The sequence below is a fragment of the Cyclobacterium sp. genome (assembly GCF_014762705.1).
Lineage (GTDB): Bacteria > Bacteroidota > Bacteroidia > Cytophagales > Cyclobacteriaceae > Cyclobacterium.
This window is the reverse complement of record NZ_JABURL010000085.1, coordinates 1-19,952: the sequence shown is the minus strand read 5'-3', so window position 1 is coordinate 19,952 and position 19,952 is coordinate 1. Positions and strand designations below refer to the sequence as shown.

12 protein-coding genes are annotated in these 19,952 nt (G+C 43.4%); all 12 read right to left on the bottom strand.

From position 1 onward, the window contains the following. Positions 1 to 120: 120 nt before the first annotated feature. Positions 121 to 1,821 carry a RagB/SusD family nutrient uptake outer membrane protein gene (locus tag HUJ21_RS16050; protein ID WP_291371558.1) on the bottom strand — a complete coding sequence of 567 codons (1,701 nt, stop codon included), beginning with the start codon at positions 1,819 to 1,821 and terminating at the stop codon, positions 121 to 123. 28 nt (positions 1,822 to 1,849) lie between these two features. Beyond that, positions 1,850 to 5,203 carry a TonB-dependent receptor gene (locus HUJ21_RS16045; protein ID WP_291371556.1) on the bottom strand — a complete coding sequence of 1,118 codons (3,354 nt, stop codon included), beginning with the start codon at positions 5,201 to 5,203 and terminating at the stop codon, positions 1,850 to 1,852. Between the two features lie 128 nt (positions 5,204 to 5,331). Then, positions 5,332 to 6,300, bottom strand: coding sequence for a FecR family protein (locus HUJ21_RS16040; protein ID WP_291371554.1), 969 nt, complete (start codon positions 6,298 to 6,300; stop codon positions 5,332 to 5,334). A gap of 158 nt (positions 6,301 to 6,458) precedes the next feature. Continuing rightward, positions 6,459 to 7,034: an RNA polymerase sigma-70 factor gene (locus tag HUJ21_RS16035; protein ID WP_291371552.1), complete on the bottom strand. Its 576-nt coding sequence runs from the start codon at positions 7,032 to 7,034 to the stop codon at positions 6,459 to 6,461. 65 nt (positions 7,035 to 7,099) lie between these two features. Continuing rightward, positions 7,100 to 7,378 carry a hypothetical protein gene (locus HUJ21_RS16030; RefSeq protein ID WP_291371550.1) on the bottom strand — a complete coding sequence of 93 codons (279 nt, stop codon included), beginning with the start codon at positions 7,376 to 7,378 and terminating at the stop codon, positions 7,100 to 7,102. A gap of 204 nt (positions 7,379 to 7,582) precedes the next feature. Beyond that, on the bottom strand, positions 7,583 to 9,274 hold the full coding sequence (locus HUJ21_RS16025) for a RagB/SusD family nutrient uptake outer membrane protein (RefSeq protein WP_291371548.1): 1,692 nt from the start codon (positions 9,272 to 9,274) through the stop codon (positions 7,583 to 7,585). A 22-nt stretch (positions 9,275 to 9,296) separates the two neighbouring features. Then, a complete protein-coding gene (locus HUJ21_RS16020) occupies positions 9,297 to 12,584 on the bottom strand; it encodes a TonB-dependent receptor (RefSeq protein ID WP_291371546.1) in 3,288 nt (1,095 codons plus the stop codon). An 888-nt stretch (positions 12,585 to 13,472) separates the two neighbouring features. After that, a complete protein-coding gene (locus tag HUJ21_RS16015) occupies positions 13,473 to 14,726 on the bottom strand; it encodes a porin (protein WP_291371544.1) in 1,254 nt (417 codons plus the stop codon). A 244-nt stretch (positions 14,727 to 14,970) separates the two neighbouring features. Further along, on the bottom strand, positions 14,971 to 15,720 hold the full coding sequence (locus HUJ21_RS16010) for a glycerophosphodiester phosphodiesterase family protein (RefSeq protein WP_291371542.1): 750 nt from the start codon (positions 15,718 to 15,720) through the stop codon (positions 14,971 to 14,973). A gap of 106 nt (positions 15,721 to 15,826) precedes the next feature. Continuing rightward, positions 15,827 to 16,987: a mannonate dehydratase gene (uxuA, locus tag HUJ21_RS16005; RefSeq protein ID WP_291371540.1), complete on the bottom strand. Its 1,161-nt coding sequence runs from the start codon at positions 16,985 to 16,987 to the stop codon at positions 15,827 to 15,829. Between the two features lie 32 nt (positions 16,988 to 17,019). After that, the gene (locus HUJ21_RS16000) at positions 17,020 to 18,441 is read right to left on the bottom strand and encodes a Gfo/Idh/MocA family oxidoreductase (protein ID WP_291371538.1); all 1,422 of its coding nucleotides are present in this window, start codon (positions 18,439 to 18,441) and stop codon (positions 17,020 to 17,022) included. 108 nt (positions 18,442 to 18,549) lie between these two features. Continuing rightward, positions 18,550 to 19,800: a PmoA family protein gene (locus tag HUJ21_RS15995; protein ID WP_291371536.1), complete on the bottom strand. Its 1,251-nt coding sequence runs from the start codon at positions 19,798 to 19,800 to the stop codon at positions 18,550 to 18,552. Between the last annotated feature and the right edge of the window lie 152 nt (positions 19,801 to 19,952).

The following is a 19,952-nucleotide window of genomic DNA, read 5'->3' as shown; positions in this document are numbered from 1 at the left end:
AAGCCGGGAAATTATCCCGGCATTCATTTTTTATTCAAATAGTAATGTAATACCTTCTAATTTATCTCAATACCAAGGAATTTTTATCCCTAAAGTAATTGGAAAGGTTTTTAATTTACCCTAATAACCTGGGTTTTGCCCCAAGTCTGATTCAATATTTTTTTCTATTTCATTGAATGGTATTGGCCATAAATTGTTGTGATCCTGATAGAGTTCACCCACCCAAGGATTATAGTTTTTGGCTCTTTCTACCAATTTACCCAGCCTGGTAAGTGTGAGTAATCTCAGCGATTCAAAATGCAATTCCCTTAGCCGCTCATCTAATAAATAGTCCAAGTCCAAATCTGCTGGATTCACTTCAGGGGCCGAAGCCCTTCTTCTGACTGTATTGATATCCTGTGCCGCTAACTGCTGATTATTCATTCCCAAATAAGCCTCTGCTCTTAACAAATAGGTTTCTGCCAAACGTATCACATACCTATCTCTGAATGTTCTCTGGGCAGCATTGGTAAGGGATCCAGGAACGGTTTGGTCGTTATGATAAAGCTCCGTGGGGTGCTGACCAACAACAGATGCTTTGGCAAATACAGGAAAAAAGTTTCTGGTTGTATCATTGACAGTTTCCAGGGCTATGGGAACATTGTCTTTGAACACCCACTTTCCGTTATGGTCTGAACTGGGATTATTGACTATAAAATCGCGGACAATGTTAAATTCGGAATTCCTGATATCCTGATCATATCCGCTTTTACGCCAGACATTATCGTATAGATACCTTGAGGGACTCATAAATCCTGATCCCCGGCCATAATAATTAGTATTGGGATATGGAATCAGTGGGTGCACCGAACCGTCGTCATTGTAAATTTTGGCTTGCCATAGACGCGGAACCACTGTCCTTTCCAATTGGAATCCATCATTTCCGCCTGGAACATTAAACTCAAATTGTAAAACCCAAATGGCCTCTGTGTTTCCGGAAGATCGGTTCTGATTACCCTGTCTGAACAAATCCCAGTATACATCTCCGCCAAACTGGGGATGATCGACCATGGAACCAAATCTTTCGGTCATCAATGCAGTACCTGGATGATCAATTACCCTTGAAGCTGCATCTACTGCCTCCTGCCACCTGCCTAATGAAATATAAACCTCGGAAAGTAGATGATAGGCTGCCAATTTATTAATTCTCGAATCTTCTGCTTCATCAATATTGGGTAGTTCCTCTGCAGCCAGCAATAAATCGGCAGCACTTTGCTGATAAACTTCTTCCCTGCTTGACCGTACAAAATCTCTTCTGGGAGAAGTAACTTCCTCCAGCACAATAGGCACATCACCATATAAATTGGCCAGCATTTTGTACATATAACCCCTAAAAAAAGCAGCTTCCGCCTGAACTTTTGACTTCTGCTCTTCGGTCAGTTGACTTTGCGGTGCTTCTGACCGGCCAATAATTACATTAACATCATAAATAATCTGGTATGCCGGTTTCCACATTGAACCATACACCAAATCGGTATTAGTTGGAAGAAGTAAAGACCCTCCCCAATCCGGCCTGACACCAAAATTTTTATGGGCATATACCATATCAGTTCCATCCCAAGCAAGCGAAGGGAAATTATTTTCACTATCACTTGTGAAAAACTCATTTCTCGTTTGTGCATACAAGTTCAAAACTGCTGCATCAAAATCATTTTGAGTAACATAAGCTATTTCCGGTGAGAGAAAATCCTTCGGAATTTCTTCCAGAAAACTATCTTCATCACAGCTAACGCCAACTGTTAATAGTAAAATAATCAGGTAATAATTTATATTCGTTTTCATTTTACGTCAGTTTAAAGTCCTAAGCTCCTTAAAATACTAAATTTAGGCCCAGAGAATACCCTTTGAGGACGGGTCTTCCGGTGCGACTGATATTTTGACCGGTCTCAGGATCCCAACCCGGCCAATTGGTCCAGGTAATCAGATTTTTACCACTAACAAAAACCTTCAAATTCTGTATATTGGCCTTGTCTATTAATTCCCGCGGAAAGTTGTATGCCAATGAAACATCCTGAAGTCTAACAAAACTCCTGGGGATATACCGTGTACCCGCAATACCACTGGAAACATTGATATTAGGCCGTTCGTATGTTGCATTTGGGTTTTCAGGTGACCAATAATCCAGACCCAGTGGAAAATCGTTATTAAAATGATTTTCCTGATTGGTAATTTGCCAACTATTGATGTTGTCTTGTCCTAAATACCTGTCACTTCCACCCTGAATGGAATTGATAAAAAACCTGAAAGTCCAATTCTTATAACTGATATTATTATTGATGCTAAACCTGAAAGAAGGTTCTGTATAACCGATGATACTTCTGTCGTTGGGATCAATGCTTCCATCTCCATTAATATCAACTACCCTGTAAGCTCCCAAATCAGAGAAAACAGGGACATCATCATTGACCTGCCATATACCACCAATGGAATAATCAAAAATAGCATCCAATGGATAACCTATAAATAATCCTTCTGAAACCAAATCATCCTCTATACCATCTCCATCCAGATCAAAACCCAATAATTCCCGCAGTTCGTTTCTGTTACTGGAAAACACAAAAGTACTTTCCCATGATAGCTCTTTTTTCCTTATATTGGATGTGGTGATTTGGACATCTATACCTTGATTATGAATCCTTCCAAGATTGTCAGGAAAGGTTTCAAATCGACTTATGCCTGGAATGTCCACTTGGTAAAGCAAGTCTGTTGTTTCATTGTTGTAATAATCAATGGACCCTGATATTATGTTTCCCAGAATGGCGAAATCCAATCCGAGGTTAATCCCTGTAGTGGTTTCCCATTTTAGATTTGGGCTAGCCAGTTTGTTTATGGCTTGCGTATAAACTGGTGTTCCGTCAGCAGTTATATAATTAAAACCCCCAGATACTGTTGCCAATGTTTGGTACCTGCCCACAGTTCGGTTTCCATTGGAACCATAAGAGACCCTTATTTTCAAATTGTTTAGCCAGTCAAAATTATTGGCAATAAACGTTTCTTCACTAGCTGCCCAGGCGAAAGAAAGTGAAGGAAATAAACCAAACTTATTGGTGGTTCCAAACCCTGAAAATCCATCCCTTCTGATTGTTCCTGTAAATAAATAACGATGGTCAAACCCATAGAATAACCTGGCCATTTGATAGAGGCTGGTTTCGTCCCAACCGCCTGACCTGGCTCTTTGCTGATCAGCACTACCCGATTGAAGATTATTGTATCCCAGTGCGGGATTGGCAAAGATAAAAGAACTGGCAGCAGTATACTCTGATTCCCTGCTCTCTACCCCGTAAAGCAATGTAAGGAATACCTCGTGGAAGTCATTGAAATTTTGTTTATATGATAGGATATGATCACTTGACCAATTGTAATTAAATTGATGCATTTTTTCACCCCCTCCCTGAAAATTACTGGCATAATCTCTGAAATAATAGTTGTGATCTGTCATGTAATTATTCAGGTAGTTGGCCTTATAACTCAATCCTTCCAAGAATGGAAAATCGATCTGAGTATAAAAATTACCAAAAAAACTTAATCTTTTATCTACAAAATCGGATTCCAATTGGACCAATGGGTTGATGGTATTTCCTCCAGTAATTTGAATGTATTCCCCATTTTCATCCCTGGCAGTGGCAAATGGAGACAAATAACGGTGACCCAAACTGGGGGTTAAGCCCATATAGTCACTTTTCGAAAAGGAGGATTGCAGGCCAAAGGTTAACCAATTGGTGACATTTGTTTCCAAATTAACCCGGGCATTAATTCTTTTGAATCCTTCATTCACCAGATGACCAGACTGATCAGTATGGCCTAAAGAAACAAAAAAATTAGACCGTTCTGTTGAATTGGCCAGTGATAAATTATGGTTTTGGATAAATGGATTGTCATTGGTCATCATTTCGTACCAATTGTCCGACCTTCCCTGGTTATAGGCTAGGATTTCATCGCTGGTTTTAAAATTGGTGGAGGGTTCCCAATTTGGATTGGACTCAAGGTATCCGGAAGCCTCCAACCTACTATTGTACAAGTCAGATTTTTCCGTTTTAGTCAAAAAATCGGCTGCTGTTCCAGTCCGAAATTCCTTGATAGGTTTTTGAAGGGTAAAGCTATTTGAATAGGTAATCATTGGTTTTCCCAGGTCTGTCCCCTTCTTAGTGGTCAGAATGATCACCCCATTGGAGGCTTGAGAACCATAAATGGCTGAGGCACTGGCATCCTTTAAAACATCAATCGATTTGATGTCATTGGGATTCAAATCATTGATGTTTCCTCTATAAATGACACCATCAATAACTATCAAAGGATTTTGTTCCCCTGATAGAGAGGTACGGCCCCGTATTTGAATATTCGGCTCCTCTCCTGCCTGGTTTACCTGTCCAACATTCAAGCCTGCCACCGACCCCTGAAGGGATTGCATGATGGACACGTTTGGGGATTCACGAAAAGCTTCTATATCTGCCCTTACCACCGATCCGGTTAGATCGGACTTTTTCTGAACACCATAACCAACCACAATTACTTCCTCCAAATTGGAAATGTCTTCTTCCAGGGTAATATTGATTACTGCTTGATTACCGACAACTATCCTTTGGCTAAGGTATCCTATAAACGAAAATACTAGACTAACACCTTCTTCTGCCTGAATCTTAAAATTCCCATCTATATCTGTAACAGTGCCTACGGAGGTGCCAGGAATTGAAACAGTTGCCCCGGGAATGGGCTCCCCATTTTCATCGGTAACGGTGCCGGTGATTTCAATAAATAGCCAGTTATTCTCATTTTCAATTGTAGAATTCTCCGCTTTTGAAGGATTAGCCAACTCACTCTTTACCACATAAATCTGTTCGTTTACCCGTTTGAAATCATAATTCACCTGCTCGGTAATCTTCTTGAGCATGGATTTGAGATCCGTGGATAAATTCAGCGAGATCCGGGTTTTGTCTTTAGCTACTTCCTGGTTGTAGGCAAACACAAAATCGGTCTGCCGCTCCAGATCTGCCAACACGTTGACTAATTTCTGGTTTTTGCTTTGTAATTGGACATGGTAGTCCTCCATGCTCTGGCTGGAACCTGGCGCCGCCATAATTACCTGAATCACAAGTAATTGTAGCAAAAAGTACTTTAAGGTTTGTTTGGAGTAAAGCACAATTAGCCTTAGTAAATTATTTTTCATAATTTTAAACGTTTATTGTTAAACAAGGTGGTTTCACCACCAATTCTGGTCCGGGACTGTTGCAGCAGTTCCGGATTTATTTTGGTTAAAGGTTGTAATTTGAATTTTTACATAAGCTATTTTAATTTTTAAATTTTACATTTTTTATAGGTTATTTTCAGTGCCCTTTCACCGGTATTTTCCACTTCAAATTCCGCCAGATTTTTCAGTCCGTACAATACGGCAAACAAGTTCCCATTGGCATAGGTGGCCTTAATCTGGCATTGATCCATTCCCTTTCCTACCAACTCGACCTTGTAATTGTATATAGAAGCAAGCCGCTGTATCACTTCATCAAAGGGTTCCATATCAAAGGATATGGATTTTGCTTTCCAATCCAGAAAGGAATCTGAATCCATTTCTTCCACAATAAAGTTTCCAACATCAGGATTGGCTGTGGCCATTTGCCTGGGGAGTAGCTCCACCCCAGGCTCCATCATGTTCGAATCCTGATGAAAAACAGCTACCTTTCCACTTTGCACCGCCACCTTTACCGCTGAATCTTGGTGTGCCCTGACATTAAATGCCGTTCCCAACACCACCGTTTTTATACCCTCGCTATTCACTTCAAAGGATGCTCCATTTTGTTTTACCACCTGAAAAAAAGCCTCACCCAGAAGCTCGACTTCCCTTTTTCCATTGATAAATCTTTTGGGGAATCTCAGGGTGGTATTGGTATTTAAATATGCCCTGCTGCCATCCGGTAGTGTTATGGAGGCTTTTTGCCGTTCATTGGTAGTTCTTTCCTCCCAGAGGACCTGCCTGTCTGGCTGATAAATCGTGTATAACAAAAAGCCAAAGGATATACTCAAAATGAGCGATGCTGCGATTCGAAGTGAAGGATAAAAGGTTTTTTTGGTATTCTTTACATCAATTCTCTGTCCAATGCGGCTTCTAATACGTTTCCGGACTTCCTCTTCCTCCCGACCAGCCAATTCCCAAGACAATTTCCTTTCCTGAAGTTTGTCCAGTACCTGCAGTAATAACACATTTTCGTACTCAGAAATACCGCCGGATTCCTTTTTTCGCAAAAGCTTGAGAAATTCTTCTTTAGTCATGATAGGTTTATCTTTAAGATAGTACCGATGTATACCTTTTCCACTTAGTCAGGTCACAAAAAAAATTCTATATTCTATAAAATAATTGATCAATCAATCTGCAGAAAACATTAACACAATCTTTTTATTTGTTTTTTATATAAATAAAAAAACAAAAACTAAATACATACCTCAATAATACCCAGGAAACAAAAATAAATTTCGGCAAGATTTTTTTTAATAGTTTTTAATGCTTTGTACAAATGAGCTTCTACGGTCCTTACGGAAATGTTCAATTGACGGGCAATTTCCGGGTTAGATAACTCCGAATCACGGCTTAACTGAAAAACTTCTTTACATTTTTCAGGAAGACCATGTACACTTTCTTTTAAAATTTTATCCAGGTCATCAAATTCCAGCATATGATCGGCCATTAACTTTTCCGGCAAATGTGCGAAAACAACATCCAGATCTGTAGTCTTTTTCAAATCCCGAATTGTCTTCAAAACCTGAAATTTCACCGCTCGGAACAGATAAGACTCCAAATTTTGAATCCTTTTATGGGTCGCCCTTTCCCACAGATCTACAAAAACTTCCTGAACTAAATCCTCGCAAACCAGCTGATCTTCAAAAATTTTAAACGCATAGCAATAAAGCCTTTTCCAATACATTTCATAAATGGTATCGAAAGCTTTCAAGTCCCTTCGGAACAAGGCAGCACAAAGTTCATTATCGTTTATTTTGGGCTTGGTCATTTACAAGTTAAGTTTCCTAATTTAGGCGTTTTTCCGGTTTGAAAAAAACTGAGTTAAAATCTTCCTTAAACATAAGCTTTAAGTATTGAAAAGATGGCGTAGCCTCTCAGCATTAGGTTTAGCTTCGTCAAAAAGGGGATCAACTCCTTTGCCTGATTACGAGAGGCAAGGCTACTGTCTGGATAATTGAACTTGAGGGTGCACTTCTCTTCGACCATTACTTCTATATTGCTAATCTTTAATCTCAAATAGGGGACCCTTTCGTCCGGACTTGTCTGATGAGTTTTCTGCCGGTTCACCTTTAGTTTTAGCACTTCTTCGAGATAGGCTGTGGTTATTGCCATGCCACTCATCGCTGTTTCAAAAAGCAAACCCCAGAATAACTTCGGCTTACCGAATTATCCTAATCCCCAGGCTTTTCATGTATTGATCAAACCTGTCAGGACAGATGCTGGTCAGCAAGAGGGCATCCGATGCAAACAACAAGGCAGACGGATTACCGTCTGCCTTCTCGTTTCTAGCCAGTCCCAAGGGGTGCTGTCCTCTTGTCAGTAGCCTGGGTTCTGCACCAGGTATCCTTCAGCTGCTGAAGCACCGTCGATTGCAGACTGCGGAATCGGGAATATCCGCTTCTGTACGTCGCTGTCCGTTTTCTCGGTCCAGGAATCTTCATACTTACCGAAACGGATCATATCCGTACGCCGCTGATGCTCCCAATAAAATTCAAAGCCACGCTCCCGGAAGAGGAGATCCAGGTCCATCGACCCGAGAGGTGGCGGCGTAACTGCAGGCCTCGCGGTTCTGGAAGCCCGCACCAGGTTGACATCTGACAGGGCTCCACCCGTATCGCCCATACGCAGTTTGGCTTCGGCGCGCATCAGGTAGCAATCGGCCAGGCGCAGGATCACCAGGTCAGCTTCTCCTTTGTTCCTGCCGTCATCTGAGGACTTGCTCCACTGATATTTTTCAACCCTGAAACCGGTGTTGTAGTCACTGCCCTCCGCTGTGAAGTTGATCTCCTCGGTAAAATCCACAAAAGCATTTTCTTCCGCGCGTCGCCAGTCGCGCAAAGGTCCTATCTTGTACCGGCCATCAGTTGTCTGGATGAATGGCAATCTTCTTCCCGTATTTTGCAATCCATATTGTAATCCACGATAAATACCGCGATTCACTTCAAAATCCTCCGCGGCGATGGCAGAATCTGCCGGGATGACCATTCTTTCCCAATAGAACCGGGCATCAGCCTCGGCAGGATCCGTGTCGCCGTAGGCCTGCTCCCAGGACTGGTACCAATCTGGCGTGATGCCTGGCCCGTCTGTACCATTGCCTCTCGGGAACAGCGGATTACCGTAAAAATTGTCCGACATGGAGAAATAGGACATCCGGTTGTGCCCGTTCAGGTCGGGTCGCTGATCGACTGCAAATACCAGCTCCGGATTGTTATGATTGTCATTATTAAAATTGGCGAAGAACTCCGGGGACAGGCTGTATTGACCATCGTTAATGACCATGTTAGTGTAATCAATAACCTTAATCATATCAGCTTCGGTGAAGTTAAAGCTGTCTGCATACGGATCGCGCCAAACCGCAGCATTCAGGTGCAGACGAGCCAATAAGCCATACACACCACCCTTGGTGAGCCTTCCGGGGCCAACATCTGTTCTCAGGTCTGGTACAACCGCTTCAAATTCAGTCCGGATATATTCCACCGCATCATTTCCACGGAGAATTTCAGACAATGCACCTGCATCGTCTTTCCTGAAGGTGATACCCCAAAGATCGAGAACGATCATGTTGTAAAAAGCCCTGAGGCCTCTAACCTCGGCCAGGAAAACCCGGGCTTCCGAGTCTGACTCGGCCAGAGGTGTCAGTATGTTGATTGCCGTGACCGTCCTGGAGATCATCACGGTGAGGTAATCCCAGCATTGCTGGATATTGCTATGTACAGGACCCCAGGTATGCTGGTGCAATTCGAGGTAGATTCCGTTATCGCCCCAGTCCCTACCACCACGATAGGGCAAAATCGCCTCATCGGTGGTTATTTCCTGCACGGCAAAATACCTTGTATGCCTGTAGAACTCCGGCAACATACCGTATGCCGGTGCTACAACTCCGCGTACGAGATCACTTTCCTGCCCGCCACCACTTAGAGATTCATCCAGGATCTGCTCCTGAAGGTCCGTACAACTGCCAATTAACACCGCAATTGTAAATCCGATTAGTTTTATAGTATTTTTCATGGTACTATTCACTTTTGGTTAATTAAAAAGATACGTTGAGCGACATCACAAAGGTCCTGGCTCGTGGATAACCGTTCAGGTCGATCCCGGCCGACTGAATCCCGTCCACCGAGCGATCCTGGTTCACTTCCGGATCAAAACCAGTATATTCTGTGATGAGGAATAGATTCTGTCCAGTCAAAGACAAGCGCAAATCTTTAACCCAATTTGCAATACCGAGGGCATCCGTATTGAAGTTGTAACCCAAGGTCATATTGTTCAGGCGAAAGAAGGAACCATTTTCCAGATACCGTGTAGAAACAGAGGAAGAATTGATGGTGCTCTCTTCGGGAAACTCCACGGCTTTATCGGTCGTATTCAGAGAGTTAGCCAATTTTGCCTTGTAGAATTTGTTCATCGCCGTGTTGTTGTAGATCATATTGCCCGATACGCCGTTGAAATTCATGCCGAGGTCAAAATTTTTGTAATTGAAATTCAAGAAGAAATTGTACGTCATATCCGGCAAGGCGCTGCCTACAACCATTCGTCCGCCGTCTTCAGAATCTTCAAATATCGATAAGCCATCCGAGCCTATACCAATGAACCTTTGCATGTAAAACGTACCGATCGGATGACCATTGATCAAACCGTTAATTGTGGCACCGGTAAGTCCCGATCCTTCCGCACTTCCTGTTGTGACAATCGTGAAGGGCGAGTCCTGCACCTCATTATTGATGAACGTAGCATTACCCCCAATGCTGTAAGTTAATCCACCCTCAGTGCGTTTTTGATAATTCAATGCAATCTCCAGGCCCTTGTTGATTATCCGCATATCCTCGACATTGGTCCAGTAGTCAGTGGCGGGTTGAATTGGGTCTGGTGGCTTCACTTCCAGGAGGATGTTATTGGAAACTTTGTTGAAATAATCTACTGTTCCCGAGAGTGCACCTTCGAACAACTCAAAATCAACGCCCACATTCGTTTGCGTTGAAACCTCCCACTGCAGGTCGGGATTTGCCAGTCGAACAAAGGCCGTTCCGGCTGTGTAGGGCGGCTCCTGCCCACCCAGAGGGTAGCTGTCCTGGTTGGATATCCGTGTAGTGTACGATGCCTTCGTGATCTTATTGGGAATTTCCTGATTACCAGTCTGACCCCAACCTACACGGAGTTTCAACTCGCTGAACGGTGACGACTGCAAAAACGCCTCCTCGGACAATCGCCAACCGGCTGCAAATGAAGGAAATATACCGTACTTATTGTTCGCTCCGAATTTAGAGGATCCATCTGCACGAATTGTTCCCGTTACCATGTATTTCTCCCGGAAATCGTAATTGGCTCTTCCGAAAAACGACTGCAGCTCATTGATATTGGCCGATCCACCAGGCGGATTGTCCACCAGGTTCAACCGCTGTCCGAGACCGGGATTATAGCGGGGTTCTATACCATTGTCACTGAAAAGATCTACGCTCCAGAATCTCGACCTGCTGTAGATCCTCTGGTAGGAATGTCCGGCCAGTACGGTAAACCCATGGTCGGTTCCAATGCCGAAATTGTACGTCAAATAATTTTCGATCAGTGTGTTTTCACCGTCTGAGAAACCCTGCTCCAAACGCCCTTCTTCGAACGGGTCCATGTTGGGCATGTTTTGGTTATCAGAAGCGCTTGATCTGGTATCATATCCCAAATTTACTTTGTATACCAGGCCTTCCATTATTTCGAGGGAAGGTGAAATACTTAAAAGCGTGCGCCTCGTTTCTCTGAAGCTCGTATACAATTCAGCGGTATACAGCGGATTCATCAGGTCGGGATATCTAACCGGATCGCCGTTGGCGTCGCGAGCCGGATAGGTGGGATTGAATTCCAGCATTTCGGAAACCAGGCGACCTTGGGGCGCATTTTCACCTTTTTCAATGCTTGATCCAAGGTTGAAATCGATACTTAACCGACCGTCCCATAATTTTTGTGTGGCGCCGATCCTTCCACTGTATCTTTTGAACCCCGTATTGAGAACAATACCCTGCTGGTCAAGATACCCCAGCGATGCCCGATAATTGAAATTCTGGCTTCCTCCCTGAAAAACCATGTTATGGTCATTGGTAAACGCAGTCCGCGTTAGTTCATCCTGCCAGTAGGTATCGCCACCCCGATCTTCCAATATACCTTCCACTGCATTGACCTGTTGACGAAACTCGTCTGCAGAAAATACGGGTATCTCTCTTGCCATGTTGGATACACCGAAATTGCTATTCACGGAAACTTTAGAGACACCTGCCGAGCCTTTCTTGGTGGTGATAATGACGACACCATTGGCGCCACGGGCACCGTATATGGCAGTTGCGGAAGCGTCTTTCAATACGTCAATCGACTCGATATCTTCAGGATTTAAAAAATTCAAAGGACTGTCTGCACCGCCCGTACCCGCAAGTCCCAGAGGAAAACCGTCAACCACAAACAAGGGACCGGTACCCTGCCGGATACTACCCTGTCCGCGGATGACGATCCGCTGTCCACTACCAGGAGCACCGCTGGAGGAAGTGACGTTGACACCGGCCACTTTGCCCTGCAACAGCTGACCTGGGGAGTTCATAATGCCTTTGTTGAAATCATCACTTTTCACGGAGGCAACCGACCCGGTGATGTCCTTTTTCTCCTGGGTGCCGTAACCAACCACCACAATTTCCTCAAGCGAAGTAACATCGGGCATCAAAATTACATTTAGTATACTTTGATCACCAATTTCAATGCGCTGCGATTCGTAACCAATGAAAGAAAACACTACGGTAGCTCCATCAGGGACATTTAACCTGTAATTTCCATCCAGGTCAGTAACGGTTCCCACAGAAGTGCCCAATATGGAGATCGTTGCACCCGGAATGGGATCACCGTTTTGATCGGTTACTGTCCCGGATATTTCTACATATAGCGATTCTGAGGTATCCAGACCTGGCGGGACTGTCTCAACTGAAACCATCCCAACTCCACTTTTCGCTACAAAACGCTGATCATTTTCTTGCTTAACACCATAATCCCCCTGCTTTGCGTTTCGCTTCAGATCCGTGTTTAATTCGGGCCTCATCGCAAACATGATGCGGATGTTGTCATTGGTCACTTCCTGGTTAAAGGCCAAGGGTATATCCCTCTGCCGCTCCGGTTCTGCCAGGACCATTACTAATTTCGGGTCCTTCGTCTCCACATTTACCTGGTAATCTTCCATGCTCTGGCTGGATCCAGGATTCGCTACAATCACTTGAATGAAAAGCATTTGTACAAAAATGCACTTAAGGGTTTGTCTGGAGTAAAGCACAATTAGCCTCAGTAAATTATTTTCCATAATTTTAAATGTTTAATTGTAAAACGAGGTGGTTTTTCCACCGATTCTGGTCATAGACTGTTGTGCCAGTTTCGGTTGTTTATGAATTAGGTTAACATTTGAGCTTATCACATAGGCAGTTAATTTTAATAGTATATACTCTGGTAAATTGTCTTCTATAGATTGATAATGGTAAATTTCACATTCCAACCCACCGTATTTCCGCCAATCCAAAATTATAGGCAGTTTTGCTCCTTCTGTTTTGATCAGCTAACCATTGCTCCTTGTCTCGTGTGGCCTCAGAAATTCGATTTTTTTATTTACCATGTAGCTAGCTTCTAGAAGATAGGCTTCTGAATCCGGCATGCACCTAAACTAAAAAAATAACCAATTTAAGAGGAAGAAATCACGTGATAAACCTGACTAAAATAGGGTTTTTGATATTATAATCAAAATAATAATATAATCACATCGCAAATAAGTGAAATCGGCTATTTATAAATCGGCTGAGATTTCTTTTAAAAGATTTTAAATCATTGACTTTCCACTGATCTTACCGGAGTATTCACCGAAACAGTGGATTCCCTCTTAGACAAATCAGCCTATTTGCCTGACCTGTAATTCTTCATTGCGTTTTTCGGGTTGAGGGTAAAAGAGCCTTTTTGATTTTGTATTCACCTTATTGTATTTCAACAATAATCTACTTCTAGCCTGAATTAAAGTTCTTCCACCAAGAAGTATTTTTCGAATCATAAAATGACACAGACCATAAATTACCCTCTCAACCAATTTAGGCTAAACCAAAAAAACATGGCTACCACAAGGATCAGCTTTTTGGTACCAGATCCCAATTGCCAACCCAAATACAAAACCCTGATATTTGGTGCAAACCAGGGGCAGACCAGAAAATCAAATCCCCAATTCCACCTGAAACCGCCAAATAAAATTATTCCTTGAAAGGTTTGGCCTTTCGCCATAAGCCCCTAATAATTCATAAGTAAGGTCGCTTTGTAGCTTTAATCTGTGACCCCGAAGGTACCTTGTAAGTCCAACTGTAATGTGCTGTAAATCGGGCTCATAAACTCTGATTTTCTCTCCGGGATTCAGACGGGTATACCTTCCGGCAAACTCCAGGTCATTGGGTAAGAGATAACTGGCCTGAAAATTTTGACCAAGTCCATTGTAAACATACCTTACATCATTTTCTTCATTGAAGGTCAGCGGGTTTTCAGAAGTTCGGTACAAAAATTCACTGGCAAATGCAAAACCCCTGTATTTAAACAACCAATCGCTCATGTAGGTAGCCATATCAGTAGGCTGATACAATAAAACGCCGATTTGACCGCCTGTTCTTAGGGTATTGTAATTTTGATTCAAGGTCATTCCAATGGATAATTTAGGCGTTTTCTCACGCATCAAATCACCCTCAAAGTAATCCCCAAAGGCTTCGAAAAGGCCAAAGGGCAATAGTTCAATTCTTCCCGTATAAGATAACTCCGAAACTTCCTGGAAAAAATTCCTTCCCTTCCCGGTACTGATCGCACCCAAGAGCACATAATGAAAATTATTTTTCAATTGCCGGGCATATTTTGCCTGGATTCCGAAATCCCTGTCCACATTGAGCGTAGCGTTGACGATGCTACGGTCCACAAATTGTAAATCTCCAGAGCTATTTACACGCTGCCGGTTTCCCGGTAGCTTGGTCTGTCCTAGTCCCAGAGTGAGGTTTCTATTTACTTTGTAAAAAATCATGGCATCCCTGAGGATATTTGGAAATTGGGTTCTTTCCCAGTCCATGTCTTCCGGCGTGAAGGATAGCTGAATGACATAGGTTACCCTGGGGTGGTAAACAAAGCCATCAAAACGAAGCCTGAGTCGCCGCACTTTTCCTTCAATATTCGTTGGGTCCCCTTCATTAAAATTAAAAACCGCCCTGTTTTGAATCCTAAACCGAATATTTAAGGAAAAAACACTGTCTGGTGAAATAAGCCCGAGTCCTTTCCCAAATGTGAAATAAGGCACCTGGGTAAACTGTGTAGGTGCATCGATCATTGCCTGGATACTGTCTGACGATAAGGTATCCTGCGCTTTGAGGGGCTGCCAGGTCCATGAAAAAATAAAACAAACGACAAACAGCTGTAAAGACAAAAGGGATCGGATCATGGTTGATGAAAATGGTTGACCGCAAAAATAAGAATTAAACCCATTAACGGGATTGCTGGTATTAAAATTGGATCAAAACAGCAGATTATCTGAGGAAAACTCATCCGACTTTTTCATTTCTGGAGTCCGGGAAAATCTCCTATTGCCGTAATAGCATCTAGTAGATTTGTCCATTCATTTACTAAACTCTCTGATCTTTATGGGAAAAATTCAGATTTTTAAGACATACTAATATCGTTTTCAATCAATAGATAGGTTTAACTCTCTTTATTCCAAACTTTTCAGCTTGCTCCATTGCCGCAGCAATGTCATTTACCAGGGGAAAATCTATACCCCAATCAAAAAGTGTCTTGAATACTTCCACATCATCGGAACCAAAATAATTCACTTTGATTCCCTTTTCATGTAAATCCCTTGTATAATCTTTGAACTCATTCCGAACATCTCCCCTGAGCTGAATGAAATTTGCTCCCATATTTATCGTGGCCGCTACATAATCCTCACCTCCGCTTAACCTTTCCATATTACAGATCAATACCGACCCTGATGCCTTTCGGGCACCAAGGCGGGATTGTTCCTGCACGGCAAGGAATGCCTGATGAGTCCTGCCCTTTTCTTCAAGCAGGCGGGCAACCCTACTTCCCAGGGATTTTCCCCCTCTTAGGTGAATGTTCAGCCAGATATTCCTGGGCATGACATCCAGCACTTCCTCTAGTATTGGGATTTGGGTACCGGCAAATCGACTATCTTTCCAACTCCCAGCATCCAGATTTCTAAGTTCGGAAAAGGTCAACTCAGCTACTGCTCCGGTTCCATTGGTGGTTCGGTCTACAGTGACATCGTGCATGAGCACCATTGCAGAATCCCTGCTAAACTGAACGTCCAGTTCAATCATATGGGCACCCACTCGTAGGGCTTCCAGAAAAGCAGGAATGGTATTTTCAGGATGGGTGACCATCGCTCCCCTATGGGCGCAAAATCCTTTATCTGGCATTTTGATACTTTGTGCCAACAATGCGCCAGTACTTAGCACAAGAAGAAAAGTGTAAAATATTAATTTGTAAATCATTTCAGATGGCACCGTCGGCAATGTAGCTTATTTAAAGGTACTTTTCCAAAGCCAATTCCAGCCCCCTCAATTCGGCCAAACCTTTCAGCCTGCCAATACCCGAATAACCCGGAATTGTTTGTTTTTGCAAATCATCCAGCATTTGATGTCCATGATCGGGTCGAAATGGAATAGGTTTATCTCTCTTTCGGTTTGTGCTTACCAAAATTTTCATGACCCGATACATGTCCACATCTCCATCCAGGTGGTCTGATTCATGGAAATTGCCCAGGGGATCCTTTTTCACATTCCTCAAATGAACGAAATGAATGCGGTCGGCCATGGCTGCAGTAATTGCGGGCAAATCATTTTCTTTTCCCGCGCCGAGTGATCCTGTGCAAAGACAAATTCCATTGAACGAATCCTTGATGGATTCGGTAATAAATTTCAGATCTTCCAATCCGGAAGCAATACGGGGCAAGCCTAAAATGGAATAGGGTGGGTCATCGGGGTGAAGGGTCATCGTAATACCGCCATTTTCACAGGTACTATGTATACTTCGTAAAAAGTAAAGTAGGTTTTCACGCAAGCCCGCTTTTCCAATGGACTGGTATAAGGAAATACTGGCGGTAAGCCCTTCTAAGGTCATGCTTTTCTCTGTAGGCACTCCCATAAGGATAATGTCGGACAGTTCCTGCTTTCTTTCAGGGGACATGGCGATCCAACTTTGCTGCGCTTTTTCCAGAATGGAAGTGGGATATTCTGCCTCGGATCCATTTCTTTTTAAGACAAACAGGTCAAAAGCAGCCAGTTCTGCCCATTCGAAAGACAAGGCTTTGGCTCCTGAAGGCAGTTCTCTGGCAAGGTCGGTTCTTGTCCAATCCAAAACCGGCATAAAATTGTAACAAACCAGTCGTAATCCTGCCTGTGCCAGGTGATTTAATGTTTTCCGGTAATTTTCCAGGTATTGCTCACAATCCTTTGCCCTGGTTTTTATGGATTCATGCACCGGAACGGATTCTACTACGGACCAAACCAGTCCGGCTGCTTCAATTATTTTTTTTCTTTCCAGAATTTCATCCAGAGGCCAGACTTCCCCGTGTGGAATATGATGCAGGGCAGATACCACATCAGAGGCGCCGGCCTGGCGAATATCCTGCAATGAAACAGGATCATTCGGCCCAAACCAGCGCCAGCTTTGAATCAAAGACATACTTGTTTTTTATCTTTGTTAGAATTTAATGTTTAAAGTACGTATTGGGTACCATAAGGATGCCTGTTGGGACGGGAAAGCATGGCGTTTGCCTCATCGTCATTTTTGAATTTTTCCCGGACAGGGTCCCAATACAATTTCCTGGGCAGCTTCATGGCGATATGGGACAGCAGACAGGCACTACAAGAACGATGGGCCACCTCCACAGGTGCAATGGTTTGTTCTCTGGAAACAATACAATCCAACCAGTTTTTGTGCTGTTCTTCACTTGCATAAAGGTGTATCTCTTCCGGTCCAATTTCTGAAGTAAGTATTTTCTGATCGCTGGCTTTAAATGCCTCGCTGGCTTTCCCTCCGGGTACCGGATCACTATCCGTTACCCCGACGTTGCCCCGGGCGACGAAGATCCAGCCCTCGGTACCTTCAAACCTTACCCCATTGGGATAGTCCCCACTGACTTCCATGATCACATCATTGTCGTATTTGGCCGTCACTTTAAAATCTCCGTGTACAGTCCAAAGCCCTTCGCTAGGGAAAGAAGCTGTAGCCTCAAGCTCTACAGGACCTGAATACTCCTTACCCATACCCCAATGGGCGATGTCCAGATGATGGGCTCCCCATCCGGTGATCATTCCGGCACCAAACTGTTCGCACCTGAGCCATCCTGGCCTGGATCGGATATCAGACTGTGAATGCACCCTGTCTAAAGTATAAGGTACCCATGGTGTAGATCCCAGCCACATGTCATAATTCAAGTTAGCCGGAACCGGCATTTCAACCGGGTTTCCGCCTGCCGGGTCTCCGGGTAATCCAACTAAAATTCGCTCTATTTTACCTATCCTGCCGTTTCTTACCAGTTCACAAGCTCTTTTAAATTGTGGCCATGGATTCATGGAGCGCTGCTGGCTACCTATCTGGAAAATGGCACCGGTTCTGTGGATGGTATCGCTCATCATTCTGCCTTCCTCAATGGTTAGCGAAGTGGGCTTTTGGAGGTAAATGTCTTTTCCCGCCAGGGCAGCCTCCATGGCAGGCTGCGCATGCCAGTGATCAGGAGTACTTATAATGACCGCATCCACATCTTTGTGGTTGATCATTTCTTTGTAATCTTCAAAGACTTTTACATCAACGTAATTGTTGTTTCCGGTTTTGTCTGCATAATATTTTTCTATCCAGTTTTTGCCCTGTGCCGCACGATCCCGGTCAACGTCAGCCACAGCGATTACCCTGGCAATGTCATTTTTCATGGTCTCAGGCAAATCATGAGTCATCGCTATCCGGCCAAAACCTACCTGACCTATATTGATCTTATTACTGGGCGCATTTTTTCCGAAAACGGATGCCGGTACAATAGTTGGAAATCCTGTAACGGCCAGGGAAGCTGCCAATGCTCCTTTGGTACTGGACTTCATAAAATTTCTTCTGGAAAGATTGGATTGTTTTTCTTTTTTCATGGAAACACACGTTTTGGTTATCCTGTTTATTGATTGCTTTTTTTAACTTTTGATTTAAATTTGACCAGACTTTTTGACCAAATCATATCCTGGAAACCCCAGACTTTTCTACTCTTTATGAATGGTGATTTTGGGCTCATGTGCAAATTGCTGCCAGGCAGCTTCTGCTTCTTCCGGGCTTATTTTTTTGGAAGAAACCAAAAACCTGTAAGTCAGCAAATACGTTTTTCCGGGATGAAGATCCCAATCCATATTTTTCGTTGGTGCAAAATTAGCATACATGTCTCCCCGATCATAAATATCTTCCGGCCATATCCGTAAGGGTTCGGGATGGTTATAATTGGCCGGGTAAGACATCATCACCACTGCAGCATAATCCTCATCGATTTCTCCCTGTACGATGCACCACCTTGCCAGGCTGCCATCGGCAGATTTTCTATCCAAACCTTCGGAAGTAATCACTTCACTATTGGTTCTGTCCCATTTTTCCGTAGCCCTCCATCCAAGGCTTCCATACCGGTATTCCTTCAAAATAACGGGGTGATCAGTGGCAGGATTAAGCATGATACTAATATCTGCCAGGTAGTAATCCTCCTCTTCATCCAGGGCGAAAATTCTGGTTCCCTGAACCTCTCTCATGGCTATCTCCGGTTCATTCCTGTTTTGTAACACCAGGTGTTCATGCAAGACCTTGTAGCCGGCAAAAACCGCTCCCTCTGTCCTGCTCACGAAATTGGCAAACCGCACCGTTCCTTGTTTTTCCTTTAGGTTCCAGAAATCAATGGTCTCCCCCTTAAATTCAGCTCTTGTCCAGGGATTCCAAAGGCCATAATGGTGGTAATGGTCCGGTGGTTGGATCCTGGTCAGTGACTTTCCGCTGGGGGACCACATGGGATGAACAAAACCACTGCGGGCATAAGCCGGATCAGCGCCTTCGGGAGGGTAGGCGATGGCATGGTTGTATTGCCACAAATCCTTTCCTCTCTTTTTAATGATCAAGGCTTTATCGGTTTGGTCTATGCTCAAGCTGCCACTATCCAGGGTATTTTGTTTCTTATGGATCTCAAAAGACCTTTTCCTCTCTCCACTCTTCATGGGCTTCACCAACCAGTAAAGGGTCCTACCCTGCATGTGATCAATCTGAAAGGGGACCTCCCGACGGTCTTCACCTGCTACCTCCATCAGCGTCAACATAGAATCAGACAGGTGTGTAATAGGATCCAGGGGAATGGACACCGGATAAGCAAAAGTAGACACAGCAGGCAGTTCTATTTCCAGAGTGGCGATTTTTTGAGCCATGCCCATAATTGGAAACGAAATAAATAGGAATAGAACAATGGGCTGTTTAATTTTATTCATATATTTAATGGAATGAGATTTTTCATTTTCTAATAAACGTAAACATATCAATATATTTAATTTGTTACAACCGATTTCATATAATTTTATGCCTCCAATTAACCATTTATTAATGTTATTTGCTCTGGTCAAACAAAATATTGTTAAACTCT